The following is a 24,588-nucleotide window of genomic DNA, read 5'->3' on the forward strand; positions in this document are numbered from 1 at the left end:
CGCCACGGTGCGCGAGGCGAGGGCCCAGGAGGAGTCGATCCTCGCCCGAGTCCCCACAGACAGGCGCCAGCGGAATGAAGAACAGCAGAGCTCTCCGGATCGGCGCGCGCGTCTGGGCAGGGGCGGGGCTGCTGGTCGTCGCCGCCCTCTACCTCCTCGCCGCGCCGAGCGTCGACGACGCGGAGGGCGCCCAGTTCGCCGCGGGGGTCTCGCTCTCGCAGGGCACGGTGATGCGCGTCCTCGCGGTCCTCGACGTGCTCGCCGGGCTCTGGGTCCTCATCCGCCCGCGCAGCTATCCGGGCATCACCGCTGCGGCGGTGGCCGTGATCTCGCTCTGGCTGGCCCCCCGGCTGGGCGACCCTGCGCTCGTGCCGATCGGCACGTTGGCGCTGGATGTCCGATTCGTGACGCATCCGATCGAGGTGTCGGTCGTCGTTGCAGGCCTGGCCGTGACAGCCTTCTGGATGACGCGGAATCTTTCAGCCCGGGCGCGGGCGAGGCGGGGCTGATGACGGACGACACCACAGCGGAGGCGGCTGTCCTCCTCGAGCGCATCGCCGGGGGAGAGCAGGCCGCGTTCGCCGCGCTCTACGACCAGATGGCCGGCCGGGTCCTCGGCCTGATCATCCGCGTCCTCGTCGACCGCTCCCAGTCCGAGGAGGTGGCCCAGGAGGTCTTCCTCGAGATCTGGCAAACCGCTGGGCGTTTCGCTCCGAATAAAGGGAGCGCGACGACCTGGATCCTCACGATGGCACACCGCAGGGCCATCGACAGGGTCCGCGCGGCTCAAGCCGGCCGTGATCGGGACATGCGCATCGGAATCCGAGACCTCGGACGCGACTACGACCAGGTCTCCGAGCAGGCGGAGGTGTCCCTCGAGCACGAGAAGGTCGCGGCCGCCATGGGCCGCCTGACGGAACTGCAGCGGCAGGCGCTGCAGCTCGCTTACTACGGCGGATACTCGCACAGCGAGATCGCGGGGATCCTGCAGTGCCCCGTGGGAACCGTCAAGACACGCCTGCGTGACGGAATGATCAGACTTCGAGAAGAGATGGGGGTGGCCCTGTGAACGATGTGCGACTCCCCGACGGGATGGACGACCCGCGCGATCTCGCGGCGGGTCACGCACTGGGCATCCTGACGCCCGAGGAGCAGGAGCGCTACGAGCGCTTCCTCTCCGAGCACCCGGAGGCGCGCGGCGAGGCCGACGCGTTCGCCGAGGTGGCGGAGGCGCTGGTCGCCGACGCACCCGCCGTGGAGCCCTCGCCGGGCTTCAAGGCCGACCTGATGGCGCTCATCGCCACCACTCCGCAGCTGCCGCTGGAGGAGCCCGACGAGGACCACGAGGCGCCCGCCGCGCCCCGTCTGGTCCCCGTCGCCTCCGAGGGCGAGCGGAGCGGTCCGACGGCTCGCCGGGACGGTGGCGGCAGCGCCGCGAACCGCGCCCGGAGCCGATGGTTCGCCCGCCCCGCGGTCTACCTCTCGGCGGCCGCGGCCGCCGCGGTGATCGTGGTCGGCGGAGTGACCCTTCCGCCGCTGCTCTCGTCCGGCCCCGGCCAGACGCAGCAGCAGACGGCTCTGGAGCAGATCCGCAGCGCCCCCGACGCGCAGGAGACGACCGGCACGGTCGCCACCGGCGAGCAGGCGACGCTGGTCTGGTCGAGCTCGCTCGGCCGCTCCGCCCTCGTGGTGGACGACCTGGCGCCGCTGCCGGAGGACAAGACCTACGAGCTCTGGTACATCGGCTCATCCGGTCCGGTCGCCGCAGGGACGTTCGACGGGGGAGAGGGCAGCACCGTGGCCCCGCTCGAGGGGAGCCTGACCGAGGGCGGAGTCGTCGCCGTGACGGTCGAGGACGCCGGCGGCTCGCCGACTCCGACCACCGATCCGATACTGGCGATCGACATCGCCTGACGGCCCGAACACGAGAAGAGCCGCACTCCCCTGACGGAGTGCGGCTCTTCTCGTTCCCGGAGGGAACGCGGTGGAACGAGAGCGAGCCGCGACCCCGGAGGGACGCGGCTCGCTCTCGTCTGCGGCGGATCAGCCGAAGCGGCCCGAGACGTAGTCCTCGGTCGCCTGGACGGACGGCCGCGAGAACATCGTCGCGGTGTCGTCGTACTCGATGAGCTTGCCCGGCTTGCCGGTGCCCGCGATGTTGAAGAACGCGGTGCGGTCCGAGACGCGCGAGGCCTGCTGCATGTTGTGGGTCACGATGACGATCGTGTAGTCGTTCTTGAGCTCCTCGATGAGGTCCTCGATCGCGAGAGTCGAGATCGGGTCGAGGGCCGAGCAGGGCTCGTCCATCAGGAGGACGTCGGGGGAGACGGCGATCGCGCGGGCGATGCACAGACGCTGCTGCTGGCCGCCGGAGAGACCGGAGCCCGGCTTGTCGAGGCGGTCCTTCACCTCGTTCCAGAGGTTCGCGCCCTGGAGCGAGCGCTCGACGAGCGCGTCCGCGTCCGACTTCGAGATGCGGCGGTTGTTGAGCTTGACGCCGGCCAGCACGTTGTCCCGGATGGACATCGTCGGGAACGGGTTGGGGCGCTGGAAGACCATGCCCACCTGCCGGCGGACCTGCACCGGGTCGACGCCCGGGCCGTACAGGTTGTTGCCGTCGATCAGGACCTCGCCCTCGACGTGTGCGCCGGGGATGACCTCGTGCATGCGGTTGAGCGTGCGGAGGAAGGTCGACTTGCCGCAGCCGGACGGGCCGATGAAGGCGGTGACCGTGCGGGGCTCGATGGCGAGCGAGACGCCCTCCACCGCGAGGAACTGGCTGTAGTAGACGTTGAGGTCGTTGACCTCGATGCGCTTGGACATTGCTTCCTTCGGGGATTCCGGCCGGAGCCGAGTGGTGGGTGTCAGCGGCCGAGCTTGGGGGCGAAGATCTTCGCGATCAGGCGGGCGACCAGGTTCAGCGCCATGACGATCAGGATGAGGGCCAGCGCGCCGGTCCAGGCCCGGTTGAGGAACGCCTCGGCGTCGGGGCCCTGGTTCGCGTACTGCGTGTAGACGAAGACCGGGAGGGTCATCATCCGCTCGCTGAAGAGGTCGTAGTTCATCGACGCGGTGAAGCCGGCGACGATGAGCAGCGGGGCGGTCTCGCCGATGACGCGGGCGATCGCGAGGGTGATGCCCGTCGTGATGCCGGCGATGGAGGTCGGCAGCACGATCTTGACGATGGTCAGCCACTTCGGCACGCCGAGGGCGTAGGACGCCTCGCGCAGCTCGTTCGGGACCAGCTTCAGCATCTCCTCCGACGAGCGGACGACAACGGGGATCATCAGCACGGCGAGGGCGATCGAGCCGGCGAAGCCCATCCGGACGCCGGGGCCGAGGAGCAGCGCGAAGAGCGCGTAGGCGAACAGGCCCGCGACGATGGAGGGGATGCCCGTCATCACGTCGACGAAGAAGGTGATCGCCCGGGCGAGGTGGCCGCGGCCGTACTCGACGAGGTAGATCGAGGTGAGCAGGCCGATCGGCACCGAGATCAGCGCGGCCATGGCCGTGATCTCGAGCGTGCCGATGATCGCGTGGAGCGCGCCGCCGCCCGCGTCGATGACGTTGCGCATCGACGAGGAGAAGAAGAGCGGATCGAACCGCGCGACTCCGTTGGAGACGACCGTGTAGAGCAGGGAGATCAGCGGGAGCAGCGCGATGATGAACGCGGTCGCGACCAGAGAGGTCACGAGGCGGTCGACGGCCTTGCGGCCGCCCTCCACCAGGCGCGAGACCACGTAGATCGCGACGTCGAAGAGGACGGTGCCCCAGAAGATCGCGCCGACGAGGCTGAAGTCGTTCATCATGCCGGCCGCCTGGAGGATCAGGAAGACGGCGGCGAACACGACCCAGCTGCCGACGAGCAGCATCCAGGGGGTGCCCTTGGGCAGCTTGCCCGCCTGCAGCGAGAAGGGCATCGACGAGGTGGCGGCGGACATCAATTGGCTCCCGAGAAGGCCTTGCGGCGGTTGACGATGAACCGCGCGACCGAGTTCACGACGAGGGTGATGACGAAGAGGATGAGGCCCGAGGCGACGAGGACGTTGACGCCGACTCCGCTCGCCTCCGGGAACTGCAGCGCGATGTTCGCGGCGATGGTGTTCGAGTTCTGCGAGGTGAGCAGGAGGAAGGAGACGACCGTCGCGGGCGAGAGCACCATCGCGACGGCGAGCGTCTCGCCGAGGGCCCGGCCGAGGCCGAGCATGGCGGCCGAGACGATGCCCGGAGCGCCGAAGGGCAGGACGGCCATGCGGATCATCTCCCAGCGGGTCGCGCCGAGCGCGAGCGCCGCCTCCTCGTGCAGGCGCGGGGCCTGGAGGAAGATCTCGCGGCAGACCGCGGTGATGATCGGGATGACCATGACGGCCAGCACCACCGAGGCGGTGAGGATCGTCTTGCCGGTGCCCGACGCCTGGCCGCCGAAGAGCGGGAACCAGCCGATGTTCACGTTGAGGAAGAGGTAGAAGGGCTGCACCATCGGCGCCAGCACGGTCGCGCCCCAGAGGCCGAAGACCACCGAGGGGACGGCGGCGAGAAGGTCGACCACGTAGCCGAGGGCCATCGCGATGCGGCGCGGCGCGTAGTGCGAGATGAAGAGGGCGATCGCGATCGAGAGCGGCAGGGCGATCACCAGGGCGATCACCGCCGACCAGACCGTGCCGAAGACCAGGGGGCCGACGTAGGCCCAGAAGCTCGTCGCGTCGCCGGGGAGGCTGCCGGCCGGCGCGGTGAACGCGGGGATCGACTGCGCGATGAGGAAGATCGCGACGGCGGCGAGGACGAGGAGGATGAGGGAACCGGCGGCGACGGTCGAGATCGAGAAGACCCGATCTCCGACACGCACCTTCGCCTTCGGGCGGACGACGGTCTCAGTTGCCATTCCAGGGGACTCTCTTCAGACGAGGTTTTCGGCGGGGCGCACAGGGAGATGCTAGGGCTCGGAGGGGGCGTCCGGTGGGTCGAGCCCGGCACAGGCGGGGCCCGTCCCGCGGATCGTGCTGCGAGACGGGCCCTGCCGGTGGGACTACTTGATCGACTCGATCGCCGTGGCGACGGTCGAGGCGAGCTCGGAGCTCAGGGGAGCGGAGCCGGCCTGAGCGGCGGCGGCCTCCTGGCCCTCCTCGCTCGCGACGTAGGAGGCGAAGGACTTGACGACCTCGCCCTTGTCGGCGTCCGCGTACTCCTGGCACACGATGAGGTAGCTGACCAGGACCATCGGCCAGGCGTCCGCCTCGGTGCCGGTGCGGTCGATCTTGATCGCGAGGTCGTTGTCCTCGCGGCCGTCGGCGATGGGCGAGGCGGCGACGACCGCCGCGGCTCCGTCGGCCGAGATGGTCGAGAACGCGTCGCCGACCTTCAGCTGCGCCATGTCCATGCCCTGGGCGCCGGACTCGTCGGCGTAGCCGATCGTGTTGGTGCCGTTCTTGACCGCGTCGACGACACCCGAGGTGCCCTTGGCGCCGTCACCGCTCTGGTACGGGAAGGTCTGCGCGGCGGGAGCGTCCCAGACGTCGCTCGCGGTGGCCGCGAGGTAGTCGGTGAAGTTCTGCGTGGTGCCCGAGTCGTCCGAGCGGTGCACGGAGGTGATGTTCGCCGACGGGAGGGTCGCGTCGGGGTTCAGGGCCTTGATCTCCGGGGCGTCCCAGGAGGTGATGGTGCCCTTGAAGATGCCCGCGATGGTGGCCGCGTCGAGCTTGAGCTCGTCGACGCCCTCCACGTTGAAGATGACCGCGATCGGCGAGATGTAGACCGGGAGGTCGATCGCCTTGGTGTCGGGGGCGCACGCGGCGAAGGTGCCCGCGAGCTCCTCGTCCTTGAGCGCGGAGTCGGAGCCGGCGTAGTCGGCGGCGCCGTCGATGAAGTTGGTGCGGCCGGCGCCGGAGCCCTGCGGGTCGTAGTTGACCGTGACCTCGGGGTTCGCGGTCTGGAACGCGGCGGCCCAGGTGGTCTGCGCGGTGCCCTGAGCGGACGAGCCGATCCCGGTGATGGTGCCGGAGAGCGTGGAGGTGGTGGCGGAGCCGGAGCTGCCGCCTGCGGCCGGTGCCTCGTTGGCAGCGCAGGAGGTCAGCGTGATCGCTGCGACGGCGGCGACGACGGCCGCCTGGCCGAGACGCGAGAATCTCACAAGTATCCCTTTCGGGTAGGAAAGCGTGGAAAACAGAACAGGGCCTGGTGCAGCCCGCGAGCGAGAGTACGGAGGGGTCGTGTCCTGGCACCGACCGCTCGGTGAACGCGCGGTGAACGGGTCCGCCTCGGGGATTGCGGAGCGACGGGGCCGCGGGGAAGGCGCGGTGCGACGGGCGCGTCCCGGCTGCGCGACCGGCCCGGTGCGGACGGACCCGTCGAGCCGGTCGCGCAGCGCGCCCGGGCGGTCAGGCCAGCGGCGTGTGCGTCTCGATCGCGACGATGCCGGAGCCGGGGTGGCCGGTGGAGAGGTGCACCACGGCGAAGCCCCCGGTCGGGAGCGCTGCCGCCTCGTCGAGGTAGGCGCCGAGAGGAGTCGCCGTGGCGAGGGCGATCTCGCGCAGGATCTCGGGGATCACCGGCCGGTGACTGCAGAGGACGGCGGTGCGGCGGGCGCGGACCCGCTTGCCGACCAGGGCGCGGACGTCGGCGGTGCCCTGCTCGTGCGCCTCCTGGCTGAGGTCGTCGCGCAGCTTGACCGGCTTCCTGACCAGACCGGACAGCGGGGCGATGGTCGACCGGCAGCGCTTGGCGGTGCTCGAGACGAGGCGGCGCGGGCGCCAGGCGGCCACGGCCTGAGCGGCGGCAGCGGCCTCGACCCGGCCGCGCCCGGTGAGGCGGCGGGTGGAGTCGCGGCCGTCCCAGGAGGAGGCGGGCACCGCCTTCGCGTGCCGCAGGACCACGATCGCGAAGGTCTCGAGCGCACCGCGTGCGGCGATCCGGGCGAACTCGTCGACGATCGTCACGTCGTGCGAATAGGTCAGGTAGCTCCGGGCCCGCTTCAGCGTCACCCACTCGAGCGCCTCGACCTCGTCGTTCGGGAGGAAGTCGGACGCCAGGACGGCCTTCTCGGTCACCTGCGCCGCCCAGTAGTAGACGGCCTTCGGGCGCCCGCTCGGCAGCGTGTACTCGGTGCACCCCAGCGGCACCCCGAGCGCCACCGAGAGCCCGGTCTCCTCGCGGATCTCGCGGACCGCGGTCTCCGGGAGGGACTCGCCCGCGTCGACCTTGCCCTTGGGCAGGCTGACGTCCCGGCGGTGCGGCCGGTGGATCACGAGGATGTGCGGGCGGCCCTCGATGATCCGCCAGCACACCGCTCCTGCTGCGTAGACGGTGCCCGTCACGGGCGTCAGCGGCTGGAGGCCCGGTTGGCGGACCGTGTCGCCGCGCGCTTGCGATGGGTGATGTGCTGCATCAGCTGGTTCTGCAGGTCGGCGAGCGGAGCGCCCTCCTCATCGAGGTGGTGCCGCGTCCAGTCGCCGTCCGGGCCGAGCCACCAGGAGGCGGTCCGCTCGTCCATCGCCCGCTCGAACATGTCGTCGATCTCGCTGAGGTGCGCCGGCTCGACGATCCGCACCAGAGCCTCGACGCGGCGGTCGAGGTTGCGGTGCATCATGTCGGCGCTGCCGATGAAGACGTCCGGCTCGCCGCCGTTGACGAAGCTGAAGATGCGGGAGTGCTCGAGGTAGCGGCCGAGGATCGAGCGCACGCGGATGGTCTCGGAGAGCCCCTCCTGGCCGGGCTTCAGCCCGCAGATGCCGCGCACCCAGACGTCGACCGGCACGCCGGCCTGGCTGGCGCGGTAGAGCGCGTCGATCACGGACTCGTCGACGATCGAGTTCACCTTGATCCGGATGCCCGAGGGCCGCCCCGCGCGGGCGTTCTCGGTCTCGGCGGCGATCCGCTTGAGCAGGCCCTTCCGGAGGTGGCGCGGTGCGACGAGCAGGCGCTTGAACTTCTTCTCGATCGCGTAGCCCGAGAGCTCGTTGAACAGGCGCGTGAGGTCCTTGCCGACCTCGGGGTCGGCCGTCAGGAGTCCGAGGTCCTCGTAGATGCGCGAGGTCTTCGGGTTGTAGTTGCCGGTGCCGATGTGGGAGTAGTGGCGGAGCACTCCGCCCTTCTCCTGGCGGATGACGAGCGCGAGCTTGCAGTGGGTCTTCAGCCCGACGAGCCCGTAGACCACGTGCACGCCCGCCTTCTCGAGCTTGCGCGCCCACGAGATGTTCGCCTGCTCGTCGAAGCGCGCCTTGATCTCGACCAGGGCGAGCACCTGCTTCCCCGACTCGGCCGCGTCGATGAGCGCCTCGACGATGGGGGAGTCGCCGGAGGTGCGGTAGAGCGTCTGCTTGATCGCGAGCACGTCCGGATCGGCCGCCGCCTGCTCGAGGAACGACTGCACGCTCGTCGCGAAGGACTCGTAGGGGTGGTGCAGGAGCACGTCGCCGCGGGAGACCGCCTTGAAGACGTCCTGCCGCTGGTTGGGCTCGCTGGGCGAGAGCTGCACCGCCGTCGTCGGGACGTGGTTGGGGTACTTCAGGTCCGGGCGGTCGATCTTCTGCAGGCTGAAGAGCCCGCTGAGGTCGAGCGGGGCCGGGAGCTTGTAGACCTCCTGCGTCGTGATGTCGAGCTCGCGGACCAGCAGGCCCAGCGTCTCGTCGTCCATGTCGTCGGTGACCTCGAGGCGGATGGGCGGGCCGAACCGGCGGCGCAGCAGCTCCTTCTCGAGGGCCTTGATCAGGTTCTCGGTCTCGTCCTCGTCGACCTCGACATCCTCGTTGCGCGTCACCCGGAAAACGTGGTGGTCGAGGATCTCCATGCCGGGGAACAGGTCGTCCAGCTGGTTGGCGATCAGGTCCTCGAGCGAGATGAACCGCATCGGCTCGCCCGGCGCCGCGACGCCGGCGATCCGCACGAAGCGGGGGAGCATCTGCGGCACCTTGAGGCGCGCGAACTCGACCTTCTGCGTCTTCGGGTTCCGCACCCGCACCGAGAGGTTGAGCGAGAGGCCGGAGATGTAGGGGAACGGGTGCGCCGGGTCGACCGCGAGCGGCATCAGCACCGGGAACACCTGGGCCGAGAAGTAGTCGTCCAGCACGGTGCGCTCGGCGTCGCTCAGCTCGTCCCAGCGGACGAGGTCGATGCCGCCGTCGCGCAGGGCGGGCTCGACGAGCTCCTTGAACGCTCGGGAGTGGCGCTGCTGCAGCAGGTGCGCCTTCTCCGAGATGTCGGTCAGCACGTCGACCGGCACGCGGCCGATGTTCGTCGGCAGGGCGAGCCCCGTGAGGATGCGGCGCTTGAGGCCGGCGACCCGGACCATGAAGAACTCGTCGAGGTTGGACGAGAAGATCGCGAGGAAGTTCGCCCGCTCGAGCGCCGGAACCAGCGGATCCTCCGCGAGCTCGAGCACGCGCTGGTTGAACGCGAGCCAGCTCAGCTCCCGGTCGAGGTAGCGGTTGTCGGGGAGGAGCGGGTCCGAGTGCTCCTCCTCGTCGTCGAAGTCGTCGTCGAGGTCATCGCTGAGACCGTCTTCGAGAAGCAGGTTGTCGCCGTCCATGCGACCATCCTGGCACCGCGTCCGTCCGCTCCGCGCCGCCGCTCGTGAATGCCGGATGAACGGGGCCGGGGGAGGCCCTGTGGAGGAGTGCCGGCTCAGCGCAGCGGCGCGGCGCGCTGCAGGTACTGCACGTCGACGGAGGCGTCCGTGAACCCGAGCGAGCGGTAGAGCGCCACCGCCGACCGGTTCTCGGCCTCGACGTAGAGGTCGGCCGTGGTGCAGCCGCGCTCGAGCATCCGCGCGAGCCCGGCGTTCAGCAGGGTGCGGCCGAGTCCCCGTCCGGCCGCCTCGGGGGCGACCCCGAGGACGTAGATCTCGCCGGTCGTCGATCCGGGCTCGATCTTGAGCCAGTCGTAGCCGAGGAGCGTGCCGTCGGCGTCGCGGAGCAGGAGGAAGTCGCCCTCGTCGAACCACGGCTCGGCGCGGCGGGCCGCCAGGTCCTCCTCCGTCATCCGCCCCTGCTCGGGGTGCGCGGCGAAGACCCGCGCGTTCAGGGCGATCCACTCGGCCGGAGCGAGGTCGCGGGCGTCCGAGAGGACGACGCCCTCGGGGACGCGGACCTCGGGGGCGGCGAGCGGCTCGAGCTCGAGGTGCAGGAGGGTGCGCACCGGGGCGAAGCCGTGGGAGGCCGCGAGGGCCCGGGCGGCGGGGTGGTCGCCGTGCGCCCAGGCGAGCAGGCCCGTCCGGCCGCTCGCGAGGACCTGCTCCAGGGTCGCGGTGCCGAAGCCGACCCCGCGCCACTCCGGATCGACGACGAACTCCAGCTCGCCCTGCCCGAGGATCGCCGCCGCCACGACCACGTCGGCGCGCAGCCCCACGAGGAGGGTGCGCGAGCCGGCCCGGGCGTCGACGAGGGTCTGGTCGCTGAAGGGGGGCTGGTGGTCGAACCAGGCGGCGCGCCCGATCAGGTGCTCGAGGCCGGCCGCCACCGCGGGATCGGCCAGGTCCTCAACGGACAGGTTGAGCGACTCGCTCATTGTCCTCTTCGTACACGTTGAAGCGGTATCCGACGTTGCGGACCGTGCCGATCAGCGACTCCAGGTCGCCGAGCTTCGCGCGGAGGCGCCGCACGTGCACGTCGACCGTGCGGGTGCCGCCGAAGTAGTCGTAGCCCCACACCTCGCTCAGCAGCTGCTCGCGGGTGAAGACGCGCGAGGGGTGCGTGGCGAAGAAGCGGAGGAGCTCGAACTCCTTGAAGGTGAGGTCGAGCGGGCGCCCGTGAACCTTGGCGGAGTAGCTGGCCTCGTCGATCACGACGCCCGAGGCCTGGATGCGCGAGGTCGACTGCTCCTGCGCCAGCCGGCCGATCACCAGGCGGATGCGGGCGTCGACCTCGGCGGGGCCGGCCGAGTCGAGGATGACGTCGTTGACGCCCCAGTCGGCCGAGACGGCCGTGAGCCCGCCCTCCGTGAGGATGAGGATGAGGGGGACGTTGATGCCCGTGGTCGTCAGGATCTTGCAGAGCGACTTGGCGCTGGCGAGGTCCTGCCGCGCGTCGACCAGGATCAGATCGCAGCTCGGGGCATTCACGAGCTGGGCGGGCTCCGCGGGGATCTGCCGGGTCCGGTGGCTGAGGAGCCCCAGTGCGGGGAGCACCTCGGCGCCTCCCGCCGAGGTCAGTATCAACAACTGCGCCACGGATCCTCCAGAACTGGTCTGCCCGCAATACTAGCGGCGGGCCGGGAGGGGCGTCCGCCTGGGGCACAATTGTCGGATGGGCAGGGATCGGGTGGGCATCGGAGTCATCTGGGCGCTCGCACTCGCGGGCTCCGTGCTGACGCTGGCGATCGCCGCTCCGGAGTCCCGGCAGCTCTGGCTCGCGCTGACGTTCGGCGGCTGCGTGCTCGCGACCTTCGCGGTGCAGCTCGCCGTGGCCCGCGCCGAGGGGTACCTCCTCCGCGCGATGACGAGCATCGTCGGAGCGATGGCCGTGGTCGCGGTCGCGAGCGGGATCGCCCTCCTGCTCCCCGCCTGAGCAGTCGCGCCCTCCCGTCCCGAGCGCCCGGATCCGCACCGCCTGAGCGGTCGCGTCCGCCCCGCCCCTGCGTCGGAGGCGGCGGGTAGGATGAGCGCATGCTTCTCGCCCTGGAACTCTTCTACCTCGGTCTGCTCGGGCTCGCCTCCCTCGCCATCGCGTGGGTCTCCGGCGTGGTCGTCTACAAGCTCTACCGCGGCCAGCGCTAGCCGCCGCCGGAGCCCGAGTGATCTCGCTTCCGTCGGGCCTGCCGCCCGAGCTCGTCCCCCTGTCCTGGCTGCTCGGCGTCTGGGAGGGCTCGGGCGTCATCGACTACACGATCGGCGACGACTCCGTCCAGGCCGAGTTCGGCCATCGCATCAGCTTCAGCTACGACGGCCTCCCGTACCTCAACTACAACTCCTACACGTGGCTGATCGAGGAGGGCGCCGAGGAGGCGCCCCGGCCGCTGGTCACCGAGACCGGCTACTGGCGCCTCAGCCGCGCTCTGACCGACTCCGACGCCGGCCCGGGAATGCTGCCCGGCCGCGGCGCACCCGCCTTCCCCGACGCGGAGTCCGTCGAGACGCTGCGCAACGCCGCCGGCGGGTTCGACATCGAGGTCTCGCTCGTGCACCCGGACGGGGTCAGCGAGCTCTACCTCGGCCAGGTCAAGGGGCCGCGGATCGACCTCGCGACCGACGCGGTGATGCGCACCGCCGCGGCGAAGGACTACGCCGCCGCCACGCGCCTCTACGGCCTGGTCGACGACCACCTGCTCTGGGCGTGGGACATCGCCGCGCTCGGCCAGGGCCTGCGGACCCACTCCTCCGGACGGCTCGCCCGTGTCGACTGACGCGCTCTCCCCGCTCCTGGCAGCCCCGGGCGCGGTCGCGACGACGAGCGCCGCCGAGCCCGGCGTCGCCGCCCACTACGGCGAGCCCTTCCGCGAGCAGCGCGCTCTCGCCGCGGGCACCGCGCTCGTCGACCTCTCCGGCCGCGGCGTCGTGACCGTCACGGGGCCGGACCGTCTCACCTGGATCGACTCGCTCACCAGCCAGGCCGTCTCGCGCCTCGCTCCCGGCGCGTCGGCCGAGACGCTCCTGCTCGACCCGACCGGCCGGATCGAGCACGTCATCCGCCTCGTCGACGACGGCGAGACCGCCTGGCTCCTGCTCGACCGCGACGAGACGGCCGGCCTGGCCGCCTGGCTCGACCGGATGCGCTTCATGCTCCGCGTCGAGGTCGCCGACCGCACCGACGACTTCGCGACCCTCGCCGCCCTCGGCGACGGGCCGGCCCTGACGCTCGCTCTGTCCCTGGCCGAGGAGCCCGTCGTCTGGAGCGACCCGTGGTCGCAGGTCCAGCCGGGCGGCTGGCAGTACGCGCTGACCACAGAGCACCCCGGGGCCTCCTGGGAGCTCCGCGAGGTCCTGGTCCCGCGAGCGGCCCTCGAGGCCCTCGCGGAGACGGCCGTCGGGAGGGGAGTGGCCCTCGCCGGGGTCGACGCACTCGAGGCCCTGCGCATCGCCGCCTGGCGCCCGCGCCACGCGACCGAGGTCGACGAGCGGTCCATCCCGCACGAGCTCGACCTGCTCCGCTCGAGCGTGCATCTCGCCAAGGGCTGCTACCGGGGCCAGGAGACGGTGGCGAAGGTGCACAACCTCGGGCACCCGCCGCGGCGCCTGGTCCTGCTGCAGCTCGACGGCTCCGACTCGGTCCTCCCCGCCCACGGCGACGTCGTCACGGCGCTCAAGGGCGGCGAGCCGGTCGAGGTCGGCACGGTCACCTCCAGCGCCTGGCACTACGAGGACGGACCGGTCGCCCTCGCGGTCGTCAAGCGGAGCGTCCCGGTGGACCTCGAGCTGACCGTGCTGGCCGGCGATTTGCGCGTGGCCGCGGCCCAGGAGGTCGTGGTCCCGCCCGGAGCCGGAGCGGAGGCGGGAGTGCCCCGCCTGCCCCGCCTCGGGGCGACGACCAGGTAGGCCACGCCGTGGTGGCCGCACGTCCCGCCGAGCGGGGCCGGGCGGCCGAGCGGCTGCGCGGTCTCGTCCGGACCCCCGAGCTGAGTCCCGCGCGCGCCCTCGCCCGCGCGGGGGCGTCGCTCCCGGCAGTGCTGCAGATCGTGCTCGCGGCGACCCTCGCCTACTCCGTCGCGCACTTCGTCCTCGGGCACCCCGCGCCGGTGCTGGCGCTGACGGCCACGATCTCGAGCCTCGGCATCGCGCGCGACACCCGCCCCAAGCAGGTGGCCGAGACAGCGACGGGGATGCTCATCGGCATCACGGCCAGCGAGGTCCTGCTCCTGCTGTGGGGGAGCGGCGTCTGGCAGCTCGCCGTCGTCCTCGCGATCGTCTTCACGCTCGGCCGGGCCCTCTCGCCCTCGCCGGGGTTCGCCGTGGCCGCCGGGACCCAGGCGATGCTGGTGATGGTCCTCCCTGCGCCGGACGGAGGCGTCTTCACCCGGAGCGTCGACGGCCTGATCGGCGGGCTCGCGGCGCTGCTCTGCACGGCGATCGTGCCCCGCCCGCCGCTGCGCACGGCGCGGGCCGAGGCGCATCGGCTCCTCACCGCGCTCAGCCGGACCGTGGAGGAGCTGGCCGAGGCGCTCCGCCGGGGCGACTCCTCGGCGTCCACCGCAGCCCTCGAGCGGATCCGCGGGACGCAGCCGGTCATCGACGGCTGGACCGCGGCGCTCGACTCCGCGACCGGCGTCGCCCGGATCTCGCCGTTCGTCCGTCGGCACCGCGGCGAGCTCTCCCGCCAGGCCGTGATGCTGTCCGCGCTGGACCTCGCGACCCGGAATCTGCGCATCGTCGCGCGCCGCACCGACTTCCTCGTCGGGGACGGCGCCCCGCGGCCGGCGCTCGCCGGAGCGGTCGCCGCCCTCGGCCCGGGCATCGCGCTGCTCGGCCGCGCGGTCGCCGATCCGTCGGTGCTCGCCCTGGCGCGTCAGGACCTCGTGCTGCTCGCGACCACGCTCGACCCCCAGCGGCTGATCCCGGAGGCGCGCCTCGCCGAGAAGACGGTGCTCGTCCTGCTCCGCCCGCTCGTCGTCGACCTGCTCACGGCGACCGGCGCCGCTCCCGCCGAGGCTCGGGCCGCCCTGCCCCCGCTCGCCTAGCGCTCAGGGGGCCCAGGGCTCAGGCCCGGCGCTCAGGAGGAGGGGGCGACCGCCTCCCACTCGACCGTCACCTCGCCCAGGCGCCAGCGCCGCGGCCCGCCGAGGACCGGCCACTCCGGCCGGAGGTCCCGGACCGCCGCGATCCACCGCTGACCCGGACCGTAGACGGCGAGAGGGGCGTTCAGCGTCCACGCCCGCTCGAGGGCGGAGAGGAAGGCGTGCACGCCCTCGCCGGGCACGTTGCGGTGGATGAGGGCCTTCGGCAGGCGCTCGGCCGCCGTCATCGGCGAGGGGATCGCCGCGAGCCGGAGCGAGAGGGTCAGCGAGCGCGGGCCCTCCCGGCCGACCTCGATCCAGGTGCAGATGCGGCCGATCTCGTCGCAGGTCCCCTCGACCAGGACGCCGTCGGGCTGCAGGCGGTCCGTCATCGTCGCCCAGGCTCCCTGCACCGCGTCCTCGTCGTACTGGCGGAGCACGTTGAAGGCGCGGATGACGCCCGCCCGCCGCCCCGCGGGCAGGGGAACCTCGAAGCCGCCGCGCTCGAAGCGCACGCGCGCGTCCGCGGGGAACGGCGTGCCGCCCTCCCTCACCCGGGCGAGCTGGCGTCGAGCGGTGTCGACCCGGGCGGGCTCGATCTCGAGGCCGAGCACCTCGACGTCGGGCGCGGCCCGGACGAGCCGGCGGTGCAGCTCGAGCGTGGTGACCGCGCTCGCCCCGAAGCCGAGATCGACGACGAGCGGGGAGGCGGTGCTGCGCAGGACGGGCAGCTCGGCGAGCCGGCGGTCGACCCGGCGGAGGCGGTTCGTGCCCGTCGTTCCGCGGGTGACGGCTCCGATGGGCATGCTCTCCAGCGTATCCGCGGGCGAGGGGGCCGCCTCTAAGCTGGACGCATGTCCGAGACCTACACCCTCATCCTCGTGCGCCACGGCAACAGCGAGTGGAACCAGAAGAACCTCTTCACCGGCTGGGTCGACGTGCGCCTGACCGAGCAGGGAGTCGCAGAGGCCACGCGCGCCGGCGAGCTGCTGACCGAGGCGGGCCTGCACCCCGACATCGTCTACACGTCGCGCCAGACCCGGGCGATCCAGACCGCCAACATCGCCCTCGAGGTCGCCGACCGCCTGTGGATCGACGTCAAGCGCTCCTGGCGCCTCAACGAGCGCCACTACGGCGCCCTGCAGGGCAAGGACAAGGCGCAGACCCTCGCCGAGTACGGCCCCGAGCAGTTCCAGACCTGGCGCCGCTCCTTCGACGTGCCGCCGCCCCCGCTCGACGACGACGACCAGTACTCGCAGGCGCACGACGAGCGCTACGCCGACCTCGGCGACGCCCTGCCCCGCACCGAGTCGCTGAAGCTCGTGATCGAGCGGATGCTGCCCTACTGGGAGTCCGACATCAAGCCGGACCTCGCCTCGGGCAAGACCGTCATGATCACCGCGCACGGCAACTCCCTCCGCGCGCTGGTGAAGACGCTCGACGGCATCTCGGACTCGGACATCGCGGAGCTCAACATCCCGACCGGGATCCCGCTCGTCTACGAGCTGAACGAGGACTTCGAGCCGATCGGGGAGGCGCGCTACCTCGACCCCGAGGCCGCGGCCGCCGGTGCCGCCGCCGTCGCCGCCCAGGGCGCCAAGAAGTAGCACCGCCCCGCACACGCGAACGGCCCGCCCGAGTCCTCGACTCCGGCGGGCCGTTCACGTAGCCCCGGAGGCGGAGCGCACGGACACGTCCGGCCCGCAGGAGACGATCGTTCCTGCGGGCCGGACGGTGAGACGGGCCGGAGCCCGAGGTGTCGACTAGGAGTAGTCGCCCGAGATCAGGTACTGGACCTTCTTGGCGATCGACACGGCGTGGTCCGCGAAGCGCTCGTGGTAGCGGCTGGCGAGGGTCGCGTCGACGGTGTCGGCGGCCTGGCCCTTCCACGCCTCGCTGAGCACCTTGTCGAAGACGCTGACGTGCAGCTCGTCGATCTTGTCGTCCTCGTCGCGGATCTCCTCGGCGATGCGCGGGTCCTGCGAGCGGAGCAGGTCGGTCAGCTTGTGCGCGACGACCACGTCGAGGCGGCCCATCTCGACGAACGTCGGACGCAGGCTCTTGGGGACCACCTTGTCGGGGAAGCGGTAGCGCGAGAGCTGGGCGATGTGCTCGGCGATGTCGCCCATCCGCTCGAGCGACGCGCTGATGCGCAGCGCCGAGACGACGATCCGCAGGTCGCGGGCGACCGGGTTCTGCCGGGCGAGGATGTCGATGGCGAGCTCGTCGAGGCTGATGGCCAGCTCGTCGATGCGCGCGTCGCTCGCGATGACCTCCTCCGCGAGGGTGACGTCGGAGTGGTTGAACGCCTGGGTCGCCTTCTCGATGGCGATCTCGACGAGTCCGGAGATCTCGACGAGTCGTTCCTGGACCTCGGCCAGCTCCTGCTGGAAAACTTCGCGCATCTGTGTTCGACCCTCTCTACGGCGCGCGCGGACGACGGCGCCGGATCTGCGGCGAGCACCTCGCACGCCGCTGCGACTGCACTCCGTGGGCGCAGGCGCAGTCATGATGACCACGGCAGGTTAACGGACGGTGCCGGGCGTTTGAACAGTACTCGACCCCCGGAGGATCGACGGGCGTCCGGTAGGGGGACGCCCGGTGGATGGTTAGCCTGGGTCCGTGGATTCGGGCTTGATCGTGGTTCTGTCGCTCGTTCTCGGTGTCGCGATCGGGATCCTTCTGACGACCGTGCTCACGCTCGCCGCCCGCCAGGGCCGCATCGCGCAGGACGTGATCTCGGTCGGGCTCCCCGAGGGGATCGAGGCGATCATCGACGCCGTCGGCTCGCCCGCCTTCGTGACCGACCCGTCGCACAACGTGCTAAAGGCGTCCACCCGCGCCGTCGCGCTCGGCCTGGTCTCGCAGGACACGCTGCTCCACCCCGACCTCGCCGCCATCGTCGACCGCGTCCGCCGCTTCGGCGACGACATCGTCCAGGACCTCGAGCTCGCGACCAGCCCGCTCTCCGACGCCGCCGTGACGCTCGTCGTCCACGCGACCCGCCTCGGCTCCCGCTACGTCCTCGTCATCGCCGAGGACCACACCGAGGCGCGCCGGCTCGAGGCCGTCCGCCGGGACTTCGTCGCCAACATCTCCCACGAGCTGAAGACCCCGATCGGCGCCGTCGGCCTGCTCGCCGAGGCCCTCGACTCCGCCGCCGACGACCCCCAACAGGTGCGCCGCTTCGCGCACAGGCTGACCCAGGAGTCGCACCGCCTAGCGAAGATCACCCGCGAGATCATCGAGCTCTCCCGCCTCCAGGCCGCCGACGTCGCCGGCTCCGCCGAGATCATCCGCGTCGACGACGTCGTCACGGCGGCGCTCGAGACCACCCACGTCATGGCGGAGTCGCACGACGTCACTCTGGTCAAGGGCGGGATGAAGAAGGCCTACGTCGTGGGGCAGGAGAAGATGCTCGTCTCGGCGCTGCACAACCTCCTCGCCAACGCCATCCAGTACTCGCCCGCCGGCTCCCGCGTGGGCATCGGCGTCCGCTCCACCGGCGGCGTCGTCGAGATCGCCGTCACCGACCAGGGCATCGGCATCCCGGAAGAGGACCTCGACCGGGTGTTCGAGCGCTTCTACCGCGTCGACCAGGCCCGCTCCCGCCACACCGGCGGCACCGGCCTCGGCCTCAGCATCGTCAAGCACGCCGTGCAGAACCACGGCGGCGACGTCCGCGTCTGGTCCAAGCCCGGCCGCGGCTCCACCTTCACCATCCGGCTCCCCGAAGCCGACCCCGCCCGGACGCCCTTCGCGGCGACCGCCCCGATAGGAGAACACGCGTGACCAGCATCCTGCTCGTCGAGGACGAGAGCGCCCTCAGCGAGCCCCTCAGCTACCTGCTCGAACGCGAGGGCTACGACGTCACCGTCGCCGAGGACGGCAACCGCGCCGTCGCCGCCTTCGACGAGGGCGACTACGACCTGATCCTCCTCGACCTCATGCTGCCCGGCATGCCCGGCACCGAGGTCTGCCGAGAGATCCGCACCCGCTCCTCCGTCCCGATCATCATGGTCACCGCCAAGGACTCCGAAGTGGACATCGTCGTCGGCCTGGAGCTCGGCGCGGACGACTACGTCACCAAGCCCTACTCCACCCGCGAACTGCTCGCCCGCATCCGCGCCGTCCTCCGACGCCGCACCGAGGAGCCCGGCGAGGAGCGGATCGTCGTCGCCGGCCCCGTCCGCATGGACATCGAACGCCACACGGTCGAAGTCGACGGCGTCGAGACCCCGATGCCCCTCAAGGAGTTCGAGCTCCTCGAGATGCTCCTCCGCAACGCGGGCCGCGTCCTCACCCGCGGCCAGCTCATCGACCGCGTCTGGGGCAGCGACTACTTCGGCGACACGAAGACCCTCGACGTCCACGTCAAGCGCATCCGCTCCAAGATCGAGAAGACGCCGAAGGAGCCGGTGCTCCTGGTTACTGTCCGCGGCCTCGGCTACCGTTTCGACGCTTGATCGCGGGCCCTGGCGGGGCGATCTGCGGCGTTGTCGTCGGTTGCGATACCGCTGGTATCGCGCCCTCCTCCGCCTTGCAGCTCACCCCGCCAGGACCCGCGATCAACCCTGTGCTGGAGGGGTGAGGGACGAGGCCGTCGCTGTGCGACGAGCCGTGGGGTGGGCCGTCGCTGCGCGACGAGCCGGGCAGGGGCGTCGCTCAGGGCGTGGTGGTCGAGTAGTCGGCGTATCGAGACCCGCGCAGCCGGACGTCGCCCGAATGGTGGTCCGGTGGCCGACGGAGTCGGCGGATCGTGAACTGCGGGGACGACGAAGGGCCGCCCACCGGGGTGGACGGCCCTCGAGGGCGGAGGGGGCTACTCCGCGGTGGGAGCGTCGACGCCGGGCTCGGCGGTGGGAGTGGGGAGCGCGGTCCGGGCGGGGTCGGCCGTCGGGGTGACGGTCGGCGTCGCGGAGGGCGCGGGAGTCAGCGTCGAGTAGGCCTCGAGGGCGTTCGTCAGGACGGGGACGAGGAGCTCCTTGCCCTGCTCGGAGCCGTACTGGAAGTAGACGGGGAGGAGGCCGCCGGGAATGGTGTCGATGTCGTCCATCTGGACGGCCTCGGTGCTGTCGGGGCGGACCTCGGTGCGGCCGGGGACGGCGTCGACGGTGTCGCTGGTGCGGCCCGCTGAGCCCTCGTACTGCACCTCGACGCTCAGCGCCTCATCGGTGGAGTTCACGAGCGTCACGATCAGGGTGCCGGCCTCGCCGTCGTCCGAGACGATCATCGCGTTGCGGATGGCGAGATCGCCGATCGTCGCGCCGACTCCGTCGCTCGGGTCGTAGATCTTGCGCGTCGCCTGCGGGGCGACGAGGTTGCAGCCGGCGGTAGCGAGGGCGACGCCGACCGCGAGAACGACGGATGCAGCGATACGCGCCTTCACAGGAACCTCCAGATCGTCGGCCCCGCTCGCCCCGGACAGGGCGACTTCACTGTGCACGAGCCGACACCAGGCTAGCGTAGCGAGCACCGCGGCTCCGCCCGTCCGGACTCCCGTCCCGCTCGGCGCGCATGGTAATCTGTCCGCCGCTGAAAGGACGTCGCATGCAGTTCGAGGTCGGAGAGACGGTCGTCTACCCCCATCACGGAGCCGCCACGATCGCCGAGGTGAAGACCCGGACGATCAAGGGCCAGGAGAAGACGTACCTGAAGCTCCGCGTCGCGCAGGGCGACCTCGTCATCGAGGTGCCCGCCGACAACATCGACCTGGTCGGCGTCCGCGACGTCATCGGCCGCGAGGGCGTCGAGCGCGTGTTCGAGGTCCTGCGCGCCGAGGTCGTCGAGGAGCCGACCAACTGGTCGCGCCGCTACAAGGCCAACCTCGAGAAGCTCGGGTCCGGAGACGTCGTCAAGGTCTCCGAGGTCGTCCGCGACCTCACCCGCCGCGACCGCGACCGCGGCCTCTCGGCGGGGGAGAAGAGCATGCTCGCCAAGGCCCGCCAGATCCTCGTCTCCGAGCTCGCCCTGGCCGAGAAGACCGACGAGGACGCCGCCTCCGTGCTCCTCGACGAGGTCCTCGCATCCTGAACGGTCCGGCCGGCGCACCGACCGCGGCCGTCGTCGTCGTCGCCGCCGGCAGCGGCACGAGGCTCGGTCGCGAGCGCCCCAAGGCCTACGTCGACTGCGCGGGGAGGACGATCCTGGAGCGCAGCCTGCGCACGGTGCTGCTGCTCGCGGAGCCGGTCCAGATCGTCGTCGTGGCTCCCGCCGCCCTCCTCGAGGAGACGGCCGCTCTCGCTCACGCCGCCGGCGCCCCGGACGGCGCCGTCAGCGTCGTCGCCGGAGGCGCCAGCCGCCAGGAGTCGGTCGCTCGGGGGCTCCGGGCGCTCGGCCCGGCCGTCGAGACGGTGCTCGTGCACGACGCCGCCCGCGCCCTCACGCCCGTCGACCAGTTCGAGCGGGTGATCGCGGCGGTCCGGGAGACGCGCGGTGGAGTGATCCCGGGTCTGCCGGTCACCGACACGATCAAGCGCATCCGCGCCGACGGCGGGATCCTCGGCACGGTGGACCGCTCCGAGCTCGCCGCGGTGCAGACGCCGCAGGGCTTCCCGCGTTCGCTCCTCGACGAGGCCTACGCCTCGGCGGAGGAGGACTTCACCGACGACGCGGCGCTCCTCGCCTCGCGCGGCGGTCCCTCGGTCGTCGTCACGGGCGACCCGCTCGCCTTCAAGATCACCACCCCCTGGGACCTGGCCCGCGCCGAGCAGGTGCTCGCACCGCCGCCCGCCGTCGTCGTGCCGCGCGTCGGCATCGGCACGGACGTGCACGCGTTCGACGACGCGTCGCCGCTCTGGCTCGCCGGGCTGCACTGGCCGGGGGAGCGGGGCCTGTCCGGGCACAGCGACGGCGACCCGGTCGCCCACGCGATCTGCGACGCGCTCCTGGCGGCGGCGGGTCTCGGCGACATCGGCTCCCGCTTCGGCACGGCCGACCCGCGCTTCGCGGACGCCCACGGCGAGGTCTTCCTCCGCGCGACCCGCGAGCTGGTGGAGGCCGCCGGCTTCGCCATCGGCAACGTCTCGGTGCAGCTCATCGGCAACCGCCCGAAGTTCTCGCCGCGGCGCGAGGAGGCGCAGAGGCTGCTCTCGGAGCTGCTCGGCGCACCGGTCAGCGTCGCCGCCACCACCTCGGACGCGCTGGGCTTCACCGGCCGGGGCGAAGGGGTCGCCGCGACCGCGACGGCACTCGTCCTCCCCACCCTCGCTGTCACCCGGTAGTCCCCGGGCGGAGCCGCCGACCCGGCTGGGAGCGGTCCGCCCGGTAAACTCGCCCGCGTGACTCTGCGACTGCATGACTCGAAGGCCCAGGCCCTCGTCGATTTCGTCCCCCTCCGCGAGAACGAGGTCGGGATGTACGTCTGCGGACCCACCGTGCAGTCCTCGCCCCACATCGGGCACCTGCGCTCCGCCCTCGCCTACGACCAGCTGCGCCGCTGGCTGGCGTACCGCGGCTTCCAGGTCACCCTGGTGCGCAACGTCACCGACATCGACGACAAGATCCTCGCCATCGCCGAGGACGCGCGGCGTCGGGCGCCCGAGGGCGCGCCGGTCGAGCAGTGGTGGGCGCTCGCCTACCGCGTCGAGCTCGAGTTCACCGCCGCGTACGGGGCCCTCGGCATCCTCCCGCCGACCTACGAGCCGCGCGCGACCGCGAGCATCGCCGAGATGATCACGCTCATCCAGACCCTGATCGAGCGCGGTCACGCCTACCCGGCGCCCGACGACTCCGGCGACGTCTACTTCGACACGCGGTCCTGGCCGGACTACGGCTCGCTCACCCACCAGCGCCTCGAGAGCATGGAGGCGGCGACCGACGCCGACCCGCGCGGCAAGCGCGACCCGCACGACTTCGCGCTCTGGAAGGGCGCCAAGCCGGAGGAGCCCGAGTCGGCCGCCTGGGCCTCGCCGTGGGGCGCCGGCCGCCCCGGCTGGCACATCGAGTGCTCCGCGATGTCGACGAAGTACCTCGGCACCCGGTTCGACATCCACGGCGGCGGGCTCGACCTGCGCTTCCCCCACCACGAGAACGAGCTCGCCCAGTCCAGCGCCGCCGGCCACGCCTTCGCCAGCTACTGGCTGCACAACGGCCTCGTGTCCGTCACCGGCCAGAAGATGAGCAAGTCGCTCGGCAACTCGGTGTTCGCCTCCGAGCTGCTCGAAGCGGCCCGCCCGCTCGTCGTCCGCTACTACCTCGGCTCGGCCCACTACCGCTCCACCCTCGAGTTCCACGACGGAGCCCTCGAGGAGGCCGAAGCGGCGCTGGAGCGGATCGAGGGCTTCCTCGAGCGCTCCCGCCGCCGCCTCGACGGCACGCGGTTCGCCGCGCTCGGCGAGCCGGTGGTCCCGGAGGAGTTCGCCGAGGCGATGGACGACGACCTGTCCGTCCCGCAGGCCATCGGCGTCCTGCACGAGACCGTGCGCGCCGGCAACGCCGCCCTCGACGCCGAGGACCTCGGCTCGGTCTCGGCACTGCGCACCCAGGTGCTCGCGATGGCGGCCGTGCTCGGCATCGACCCGGAGGCGCCCGAGTGGGCGCGCTCCGACGACGAACCCTCGTACCGCGCGCTCAGCGTGCTGGTCGACCGCCTGGTCGCCGAACGCCAGACCGCGCGCGAGCAGCGCGACTGGGCGAGCGCCGACCGCATCCGAACCGATCTCGCCGCGGCGGGAATCACGATCGAAGACACCCAGACGGGTGCGCATTGGAGTCTCGATGGCGAATAAGCCCGGCCGCCCCGGAGCGGTCCGAAAGAAGAGCAAGGGCAAGGCCGTCGGTTCCGGCGGTCAGGGCCGTCAGGCCCTCGAGGGCAAGAAGCCCACGCCCAAGGCCGAGGACCGGCCCTACCACCCCGCAGGCAAGGCGAAGCTCGCGCGCGAGCGTTTCGTCGCGGCCGGCGGAAAGGGCCGTCCCGGCGGAGCCCTCTCCGCGGCCGCCCGCGGACAGGGGCGCCCTGCCCCGTCGCGCAAGCCCAAGAGCGGCGACGACTTCGAGATGGTGACGGGCCGGAACTCGGTCCTCGAGGCGCTGCGCGCCAGCATCCCGGCCACCACCCTCTACCTGGCGACCCGCATCGAGATGGACGACCGGGTCAAGGAGGCGCTCAAGATCGCCACCGCCCGCGGCCTTCCCGTGCTCGAGGTCATGCGCCCGGAGCTCGACCGCCTCGCGGGCCCCGACTCCGTGCACCAGGGCCTCGTGCTGAAGGTGCCGCCCTACGAGTACGCCCACCCGAGCGACCTGCTCGAGCGCAGCGTCTCCCGCGGAGCGGTCCCCCTCCTCGTCGCCCTCGACGGCATCACCGACCCGCGCAACCTCGGAGCGATCATCCGCTCCGTCGCCGCGTTCGGCGGACAGGGCGTCATCGTCCCGCAGCGCCGCTCCGTGGGCCTCAACTCCGCCGCCTGGAAGACCTCCGCCGGAGCCGCCGCACGCATCCCCGTCGCGATGGCGTCCAACCTCACCGCCATGATCAAGGACTTCAAGCGCGCGGGCGTCTTCGTCATCGGACTCGACGGCGACGGCGACGTGATGCTGCCCGGCCTCGAACTCGCCGACCGGCCGCTCCTCGTCGTCGTCGGCAGCGAGGGCAAGGGCCTCTCCCGCCTCGTCACCGAGCAGTGCGACGCCGTCGTCTCCATCCCGATCAGCTCCGCCACCGAATCCCTCAACGCCGGGATCGCGGCGTCGGTCGCGCTCTACGAGATCTCCAAACTCCGCTCCGCCTCCGAGTAGCGCGGGCGCCGGCACGGCGATCTGCGGCGTTGTCGTCGGGCGCGATACCGCCGGTATCGCTTCCTCCTCCGCCTTGCAGCTCACAGCGCGGGCGCCGGCACGGTGATCTGCGGCGTTGTCGTCGGGCGCGATACCGCAGGTATCGCTTCCTCCTCCGCCTTGCAGCTCCCCGCGCCGGCACCCGCGCTCCAGGTCTGGATGTCAGAGGCGCCGCCT

Annotated in this window: 25 protein-coding genes; 14 read left to right on the top strand and 11 right to left on the bottom strand. The window is 71.8% G+C overall.

Annotated elements, in window-relative coordinates; genetic code table 11:
• The first annotated feature begins 74 nt into the window (after positions 1-74).
• From C5C59_RS04155 to C5C59_RS04165, 3 genes are read left to right on the top strand one after another with little or no spacing between them, the layout of a single operon-like run.
• On the top strand, positions 75-509 hold the full coding sequence (locus tag C5C59_RS04155) for a hypothetical protein (protein ID WP_104224710.1): 435 nt from the start codon (positions 75-77) through the stop codon (positions 507-509).
• Positions 509-1,069, top strand: a complete 561-nt coding sequence (sigK, locus tag C5C59_RS04160) for an ECF RNA polymerase sigma factor SigK (RefSeq protein WP_104224709.1) — start codon at positions 509-511, stop codon at positions 1,067-1,069. The genes C5C59_RS04155 and sigK overlap by 1 nt, the downstream gene beginning before the upstream one ends.
• Complete coding sequence (locus C5C59_RS04165; RefSeq protein WP_146076502.1) at positions 1,066-1,914, top strand: anti-sigma factor domain-containing protein; 849 nt, start codon at positions 1,066-1,068, stop codon at positions 1,912-1,914. The genes sigK and C5C59_RS04165 overlap by 4 nt, the downstream gene beginning before the upstream one ends.
• A gap of 129 nt (positions 1,915-2,043) precedes the next feature.
• Here C5C59_RS04165 and pstB read toward each other — a convergent pair whose 3' ends face one another.
• The 8 genes from pstB to C5C59_RS04205 form a co-directional block, all read right to left on the bottom strand.
• Positions 2,044-2,823 carry a phosphate ABC transporter ATP-binding protein PstB gene (pstB, locus tag C5C59_RS04170; RefSeq protein WP_104224707.1) on the bottom strand — a complete coding sequence of 260 codons (780 nt, stop codon included), beginning with the start codon at positions 2,821-2,823 and terminating at the stop codon, positions 2,044-2,046.
• Between the two features lie 41 nt (positions 2,824-2,864).
• The gene (gene pstA / locus C5C59_RS04175; protein WP_104224706.1) at positions 2,865-3,941 is read right to left on the bottom strand and encodes a phosphate ABC transporter permease PstA; all 1,077 of its coding nucleotides are present in this window, start codon (positions 3,939-3,941) and stop codon (positions 2,865-2,867) included.
• On the bottom strand, positions 3,941-4,882 hold the full coding sequence (gene pstC / locus C5C59_RS04180) for a phosphate ABC transporter permease subunit PstC (RefSeq protein WP_104227270.1): 942 nt from the start codon (positions 4,880-4,882) through the stop codon (positions 3,941-3,943). Before pstC ends, pstA begins: the two co-directional genes overlap by 1 nt.
• A 144-nt stretch (positions 4,883-5,026) precedes the next feature.
• Positions 5,027-6,127 carry a phosphate ABC transporter substrate-binding protein PstS gene (pstS, locus tag C5C59_RS04185; RefSeq protein ID WP_104224704.1) on the bottom strand — a complete coding sequence of 367 codons (1,101 nt, stop codon included), beginning with the start codon at positions 6,125-6,127 and terminating at the stop codon, positions 5,027-5,029.
• Between the two features lie 247 nt (positions 6,128-6,374).
• Positions 6,375-7,310: an NUDIX domain-containing protein gene (locus tag C5C59_RS04190; RefSeq protein WP_104238733.1), complete on the bottom strand. Its 936-nt coding sequence runs from the start codon at positions 7,308-7,310 to the stop codon at positions 6,375-6,377.
• A 5-nt stretch (positions 7,311-7,315) separates the two neighbouring features.
• Positions 7,316-9,520, bottom strand: coding sequence for an RNA degradosome polyphosphate kinase (locus tag C5C59_RS04195; protein WP_104224702.1), 2,205 nt, complete (start codon positions 9,518-9,520; stop codon positions 7,316-7,318).
• A 95-nt stretch (positions 9,521-9,615) separates the two neighbouring features.
• Positions 9,616-10,497, bottom strand: a complete 882-nt coding sequence (gene mshD, locus C5C59_RS04200) for a mycothiol synthase (RefSeq protein WP_104227268.1) — start codon at positions 10,495-10,497, stop codon at positions 9,616-9,618.
• Positions 10,469-11,158 carry a winged helix-turn-helix domain-containing protein gene (locus tag C5C59_RS04205; protein ID WP_104224700.1) on the bottom strand — a complete coding sequence of 230 codons (690 nt, stop codon included), beginning with the start codon at positions 11,156-11,158 and terminating at the stop codon, positions 10,469-10,471. The genes mshD and C5C59_RS04205 overlap by 29 nt, the downstream gene beginning before the upstream one ends.
• Positions 11,159-11,234: 76 nt before the next feature.
• Between C5C59_RS04205 and C5C59_RS04210 the strand changes: the two genes are divergently transcribed.
• The 4 genes from C5C59_RS04210 (at position 11,235) to C5C59_RS04225 (ending at position 14,598) form a co-directional block, all read left to right on the top strand.
• Complete coding sequence (locus C5C59_RS04210; RefSeq protein ID WP_146082837.1) at positions 11,235-11,495, top strand: hypothetical protein; 261 nt, start codon at positions 11,235-11,237, stop codon at positions 11,493-11,495.
• 226 nt (positions 11,496-11,721) lie between these two features.
• On the top strand, positions 11,722-12,330 hold the full coding sequence (locus tag C5C59_RS04215) for an FABP family protein (protein ID WP_104224698.1): 609 nt from the start codon (positions 11,722-11,724) through the stop codon (positions 12,328-12,330).
• Positions 12,320-13,459 carry a folate-binding protein YgfZ gene (locus C5C59_RS04220; protein WP_104238731.1) on the top strand — a complete coding sequence of 380 codons (1,140 nt, stop codon included), beginning with the start codon at positions 12,320-12,322 and terminating at the stop codon, positions 13,457-13,459. The genes C5C59_RS04215 and C5C59_RS04220 overlap by 11 nt, the downstream gene beginning before the upstream one ends.
• 8 nt (positions 13,460-13,467) lie before the next feature.
• Positions 13,468-14,598 carry an aromatic acid exporter family protein gene (locus tag C5C59_RS04225; RefSeq protein ID WP_104238730.1) on the top strand — a complete coding sequence of 377 codons (1,131 nt, stop codon included), beginning with the start codon at positions 13,468-13,470 and terminating at the stop codon, positions 14,596-14,598.
• Between the two features lie 32 nt (positions 14,599-14,630).
• On the opposite strand, the gene C5C59_RS04230 is transcribed toward C5C59_RS04225, so the two are convergent.
• On the bottom strand, positions 14,631-15,440 hold the full coding sequence (locus C5C59_RS04230) for a class I SAM-dependent methyltransferase (RefSeq protein WP_104238729.1): 810 nt from the start codon (positions 15,438-15,440) through the stop codon (positions 14,631-14,633).
• 48 nt (positions 15,441-15,488) lie between these two features.
• Between C5C59_RS04230 and C5C59_RS04235 the strand changes: the two genes are divergently transcribed.
• On the top strand, positions 15,489-16,241 hold the full coding sequence (locus C5C59_RS04235; RefSeq protein WP_104224694.1) for a phosphoglyceromutase: 753 nt from the start codon (positions 15,489-15,491) through the stop codon (positions 16,239-16,241).
• Between the two features lie 156 nt (positions 16,242-16,397).
• Here C5C59_RS04235 and phoU read toward each other — a convergent pair whose 3' ends face one another.
• On the bottom strand, positions 16,398-17,039 hold the full coding sequence (gene phoU / locus C5C59_RS04240) for a phosphate signaling complex protein PhoU (protein ID WP_104224693.1): 642 nt from the start codon (positions 17,037-17,039) through the stop codon (positions 16,398-16,400).
• 217 nt (positions 17,040-17,256) lie between these two features.
• Here phoU and C5C59_RS04245 point away from each other — a divergent pair, with 217 nt between their 5' ends.
• Together C5C59_RS04245 and C5C59_RS04250 are read left to right on the top strand one after the other, a co-directional pair.
• On the top strand, positions 17,257-18,426 hold the full coding sequence (locus tag C5C59_RS04245) for a cell wall metabolism sensor histidine kinase WalK (RefSeq protein WP_104224692.1): 1,170 nt from the start codon (positions 17,257-17,259) through the stop codon (positions 18,424-18,426).
• A complete protein-coding gene (locus C5C59_RS04250) occupies positions 18,423-19,100 on the top strand; it encodes a response regulator transcription factor (RefSeq protein ID WP_104227263.1) in 678 nt (225 codons plus the stop codon). Before C5C59_RS04245 ends, C5C59_RS04250 begins: the two co-directional genes overlap by 4 nt.
• Before the next feature lie 356 nt (positions 19,101-19,456).
• On the opposite strand, the gene C5C59_RS04255 is transcribed toward C5C59_RS04250, so the two are convergent.
• Positions 19,457-20,023, bottom strand: coding sequence for a hypothetical protein (locus tag C5C59_RS04255; protein WP_104224588.1), 567 nt, complete (start codon positions 20,021-20,023; stop codon positions 19,457-19,459).
• A 161-nt stretch (positions 20,024-20,184) separates the two neighbouring features.
• Between C5C59_RS04255 and C5C59_RS04260 the strand changes: the two genes are divergently transcribed.
• From C5C59_RS04260 to rlmB, 4 genes are read left to right on the top strand one after another with little or no spacing between them, the layout of a single operon-like run.
• Positions 20,185-20,667 (top strand): CarD family transcriptional regulator, encoded by a 483-nt coding sequence (locus C5C59_RS04260; RefSeq protein WP_104239066.1) that lies wholly within the window; start codon positions 20,185-20,187, stop codon positions 20,665-20,667.
• Complete coding sequence (gene ispD / locus C5C59_RS04265; protein ID WP_181134819.1) at positions 20,661-21,857, top strand: 2-C-methyl-D-erythritol 4-phosphate cytidylyltransferase; 1,197 nt, start codon at positions 20,661-20,663, stop codon at positions 21,855-21,857. The genes C5C59_RS04260 and ispD overlap by 7 nt, the downstream gene beginning before the upstream one ends.
• Before the next feature lie 57 nt (positions 21,858-21,914).
• On the top strand, positions 21,915-23,363 hold the full coding sequence (gene cysS / locus C5C59_RS04270) for a cysteine--tRNA ligase (protein ID WP_104239067.1): 1,449 nt from the start codon (positions 21,915-21,917) through the stop codon (positions 23,361-23,363).
• A complete protein-coding gene (rlmB, locus tag C5C59_RS04275; protein WP_104224591.1) occupies positions 23,353-24,372 on the top strand; it encodes a 23S rRNA (guanosine(2251)-2'-O)-methyltransferase RlmB in 1,020 nt (339 codons plus the stop codon). The genes cysS and rlmB overlap by 11 nt, the downstream gene beginning before the upstream one ends.
• Positions 24,373-24,588 lie beyond the last annotated feature (216 nt).

This window comes from Rathayibacter sp. AY1F4, from assembly GCF_002931775.1.
Classification (GTDB): Bacteria; Actinomycetota; Actinomycetes; order Actinomycetales; family Microbacteriaceae; genus Rathayibacter.